5 protein-coding genes are annotated in these 4197 nt (G+C 66.9%); 2 read left to right on the top strand and 3 right to left on the bottom strand.

Annotated elements, in window-relative coordinates; all coding sequences use genetic code 11:
- Nucleotides 1-1045, top strand: a 1045-nt coding sequence (locus ACK41X_RS22865; protein ID WP_409728440.1) for a SulP family inorganic anion transporter, incomplete at its 5' end; no start/stop codon positions are given.
- A gap of 41 nt (nucleotides 1046-1086) precedes the next feature.
- Entirely contained in the window at nucleotides 1087-1593 is a 507-nt protein-coding gene (locus ACK41X_RS22860) for a tetratricopeptide repeat protein (RefSeq protein ID WP_409728437.1), read from the top strand.
- Nucleotides 1594-1842: 249 nt separating this feature from the next.
- Here the strand turns inward: ACK41X_RS22860 and ACK41X_RS22855 are convergent, their stop codons facing one another.
- From ACK41X_RS22855 to ACK41X_RS22845, 3 genes are all read right to left on the bottom strand, one after another.
- On the bottom strand, nucleotides 1843-2070 hold the full coding sequence (locus tag ACK41X_RS22855) for a DUF4926 domain-containing protein (RefSeq protein ID WP_409728435.1): 228 nt from the start codon (nucleotides 2068-2070) through the stop codon (nucleotides 1843-1845).
- On the bottom strand, nucleotides 2070-2405 hold the full coding sequence (locus tag ACK41X_RS22850; RefSeq protein ID WP_409728432.1) for a DUF6883 domain-containing protein: 336 nt from the start codon (nucleotides 2403-2405) through the stop codon (nucleotides 2070-2072). The genes ACK41X_RS22855 and ACK41X_RS22850 overlap by 1 nt, the downstream gene beginning before the upstream one ends.
- Nucleotides 2406-2423: 18 nt before the next feature.
- A partial coding sequence (locus ACK41X_RS22845) for a primosomal protein N' (RefSeq protein WP_409728429.1) occupies nucleotides 2424-4197 on the bottom strand: 1774 nt, incomplete at its 5' end.

Raw genomic sequence — 4197 nt, 5'->3', positions numbered from 1 at the left:
CGCCGCGACCCTGATCACCTCTTTCTTCGGTCTGAATGTAGAGACCATCGGCTCGCGATTCGGCCCGATCCAGTCCGGGATGCCGGCGCCCGCCTTGCCGGCATTCAGCATCGAAAAGATCTGGGCGGTCGCGCCCGACGCCGTGGCCATCGCAATTCTGGGTGCCATCGAATCGCTGCTTTCGGCCGTGGTCGCGGATAGCATGTCAGGGCGCCGCCATCGTTCCAACAGCGAGCTCGTTGCACAAGGCATCGGCAATGTGGCTACGGCCGCCACCGGCGGCATGCCGGTGACCGGCACGATCGCACGGACCGCGACCAATATCCGCGCCGGAGCCCGCGGCCCGGTGGCCGGAATGATGCACTCGATTTACCTGCTGATCTTCGTGCTGGTTGCGATGCCGCTGGTTGCCTATGTTCCGCTGGCGGCACTGGCCGGCGTGCTGGTCGTCGTCGCCTGGGGCATGGCGGACAAGGCCGAATTCGGCCTGCTGCTGCGCACCTCAGTCGCCGACGCGGTCGTGCTGCTGTCGACCTTCCTGCTCACGGTCTTCGTCGATCTGCTCACCGGCATCGCCGTCGGCGTGCTGCTCGGATCGTTCCTGTTCATGCATCGCATGGCCGAGGCGATCGACGTGCAGGGCGGCGCCAAGCTGGTGCGCGACGATGTCGCCGACACCGAGAATGGCCGCCCCGCCTATGGCGGCCAAATGATGCCGGGCGATATCATGGTCTACCGCATCAGCGGCGCATTCTTCTTCGGCGCCACCGCGCGCGTGAACCTGATCCTCGACCGCGTGGTCAATCCGCCGCGCGTCTTCATCCTCGACTTCACCGACGTGCCGTTCATCGACATCACTGCATCCGCGGCGCTGGAGCGCTTCGTGCAGCGGCTGCACAAGGCGGGCACGAAAGTGTATTTCGCAGGCGTCCGCCCGCAGGTGCGCCGCTCGTTCGGTCTGCCCGGCCTGCGCGGGCGCTCGGTGCGCTATGTCGCGAGCGTCGAGAAGGCGCTGGCGGGGGCGGAGGGAAGTCGCGGGGCGTGAAGCGTGCGCCCTGAGCCTTGCGGCTGCGGAGAGTCGATTGAATGCGCCGCTTGTCCGGCATGATCGCAGCGATGGGCCTGACCGTGCTTGTTGCCGCGCGTGTTGGCGCGCCCGCGCACGCTCAGCCGCTCTCCGATGCGGAGGCCGCCTATCGCAGCGGCGATACCGGCCGCGCGATTGCCATCGCGCGCGCGGCCGCCGAACAATCCGACCCGCAGGCGCAGGCGCTGCTGGCCTTCTATCTCTTTACGAAGATTCCGCCGGACACCGCCGAGGCCATCGCGTGGTGGAAGCGCGCCGCCGCGCAGGGCCATGCGGAAGCGCAGTTCATGCTGGCAACGCAATATCTCTACGGCCTCGCGATTCCGGCGGATTACGGCCAGGCCTATACCTGGGCGCTGATCGCCTCGCAGAGCGAGAGCTTGAGTGAGTCCGCACGAAACGAAGTGCGAAAGCTGATGGCCGAAATCAGGGGACGGCTCACCCCGGCCGAGATCAAGGCCGCGCAGGAAGCCGCGATAGGGTTTCGGCCGCAGGGGGAGCGGTGACGGGAACGGTGCGATAGCAGTCCGGATTGATCGGAGGAGCTTGCCTCGGCTCCATCCACCGCTCGTCCCCGCGAAAGCGGGGACCCAGAGTCATTCATCAAAAATAACAGCCGAGTCTATCACTGCGCCGCTCGGCATTCGTCGTTACGACGATCGCGTGGCGAGAATTGGGTCTTCAAGCCGCGTGCGCGTCCGCGCGCGGGCACGTCACGTTATCCAGCGGCGACTCCGCCGCGAGCCAGCGTGCCGTCACGCCGCGTGCGGCACGTAGCGCAGCACCAGAAGCTCCGAGCGCGGCAGCGGCACGATGGCATAGGCACGGCCTTCGTCATCGCTGAACTCGACCAGCGCAGCATCGTCGTCGAGATTTTCAACAACGGTCCCGACCTGACCGCGCGCCAGTCCGCGCGCAGGCACATCGGTCAACAAAGCGACCGCATCCAAAAGCGATGGTACGGTCCGATCGGTGTCAGCCATCACAGCACCCAGCATGTGACGAACCGGGGGATGCGTTCCCCGGCCCGGATCATCCAAACAGTCCTTACCACGGCCTGCCGGTTCTGTCGCGTGAGCGCCACATCAGCACGCCAACGGGCACCATACACGTCCCGTTCGAGTTCGACGGCATCCACTCCGGACAGCGCTGCAAGGATGGCGCCCTTCAGCCAATCTGCATCGTCACGACCAACGCCAAGCGTCTGTCGGAAGACCCGCGCTTTATGTCTGCCGCGCGGATGGGCGGAGTCGAGGCAATAGCCCGCGAGCTTGCGAACGTCGAGAACCGCGGCTTCGATGTTTGGCAAACGCGGCACGATTCCGTTTCTCCTGGCTCAATAAAAACTCTGCGGATCGATATCGACCTCCAGCTTGAGACTCCCCCGCGTCTTCGGCGCGTGCGCCAGCCAGCCGCGCACATAATAGGACAGGTCGAAATTGCGCGGCGACTTGACGAGCAGGCGATAGCGATAGCGCCCGCGCACCACCGCAAGCGGCGCCTCGGCGGGGCCGAGCACGCGCACATTGTCATCGAGCGGGGAGGCCGCGGCGAGTTTCTTCGCAAAGCTCTCGGCCTCGTGCTTGTCTGCGCCCGACACGATCAGCGCCGCGAGCCGCCCGAATGGCGGATAGGATGTGGCCTCGCGCTGCGCGATCTCGGTGTCGTAGAACGCATCGCGGTTGCCGGAAATCAGCGCGCGCATCACCGGGTGCTCGGGCTGATGGGTCTGCAGGAAGCCCTGACCGTAGCCGGTTTCGCGGCCGGCGCGGCCCGCCACCTGGTGCAGCAATTGGAAGGTGCGCTCCGCCGCGCGCGGATCGCCGTTCGCAAGCCCGAGATCGGCGTCGACGATGCCGACAAGATTGAGTTTGGGGAAGTGGTGGCCCTTGGCCACGAGCTGCGTGCCGATGACGATGTCGAATTTGCCGTCGGCAACGCCGTCGAGCTCCTGGCGCAGCCGCTCGACCGATTCCATCAGGTCGCTGGAGAGCACGATGCTGCGCGCCTCCGGAAACAGCGCCGCGACTTCTTCCTGCAGCCGTTCGACACCGGGGCCGACGGCTGCGAACGAATCCACCGCGTTGCATTGCGGGCAGGTTTTCGGCTGCGGCATGGAGAAGCCGCAATGGTGGCAGACCAGCCGGCGCTTGAAGCGGTGATCGACCAGCCAGGAATCGCAGTTCTGGCAGGCGAGCCGGTAGCCGCAGGCGCGGCACAGCGTCAGCGGCGCGTAGCCGCGGCGGTTGAGAAACAAGAGCGCCTGCTCCTTGCGCTCCAGCGCAATCTTCACCGCTTCCGCAAGACGCGGCGCAATGAAACGCCCGCGCGGCGGACCCTCGCGGCGCAGATCGATCGCCTCGACATGCGGCAGATGCTGGCCGCCGAACCGCTCGGGCAAGGCGAGCCGGGTGTAGCGGCCGCGCCGCGCATTGACCTCGGTCTCCACCGAGGGCGTCGCGGAGGCCAGCACCACCGGGATGCGCGCGCCGTTCGCCCGGACCACCGCCATGTCGCGGGCGTGGTAATGCACGCCGTCTTCCTGCTTGTAGGCGGGGTCGTGCTCCTCGTCGACGACGATCAGGCCGAGATCGGGATAGGGCAGAAACAGCGCCGAGCGCGCGCCGACCATGACCGATATTTCGCCCGCCGTCAGCGCAGCATAGGTGCGCGCCCGCCTGCGCGACGTGAGCTGCGAATGCCATTCCGCAGGCCGCACGCCGAACCGGGCCTCGAAGCGGTTAAGGAATTGCGTGGTCAGCGCGATTTCCGGCATCAGGATCAGCGCCTGCTTGCGCCTGCGGATGGCTTCGGCCACCGCCTCGAAATACACCTCGGTCTTGCCGGAGCCGGTAACGCCGTCGATCAGGAAGGCCGAGAAGCCGCCGTCGCGCACCGCATCGCGCAGCGTTGCCGCAGCCGCCGCCTGCGCCGCGCTGAGTTCAGGCACGACATGCGCCGGATCGGGCGGCAGCGCAACCGGTTCGGGCGGCAGCACCAGCGTCTCCAGCGTGCCCTCGTCGATCAGCCCGTCGATCACCCCGGCCGACACGCCCGCTTCCTGCGCCAGATCGCTTTTTCCCCGCGCCATGCCGTCCGACAGCACGGCA

It is taken from the genome of Pseudorhodoplanes sp., assembly GCF_046289595.1.
Taxonomy (GTDB): Bacteria; Pseudomonadota; Alphaproteobacteria; order Rhizobiales; family Xanthobacteraceae; genus Pseudorhodoplanes.
Note: the sequence above shows the minus strand (reverse complement) of the source record. Positions and strands in the feature narration are given on the sequence as shown.

Excerpts from the sequence above, each read along its gene's own strand:
- ACK41X_RS22860 (WP_409728437.1), top strand. The coding sequence starts at position 1,087 with ATGCGCCGCTTGTCCGGCATGATCGCAGCGATGGGCCTGACCGTGCTT.
- ACK41X_RS22855 (WP_409728435.1), bottom strand. The coding sequence starts at position 2,070 with ATGGCTGACACCGATCGGACCGTACCATCGCTTTTGGATGCGGTCGCT.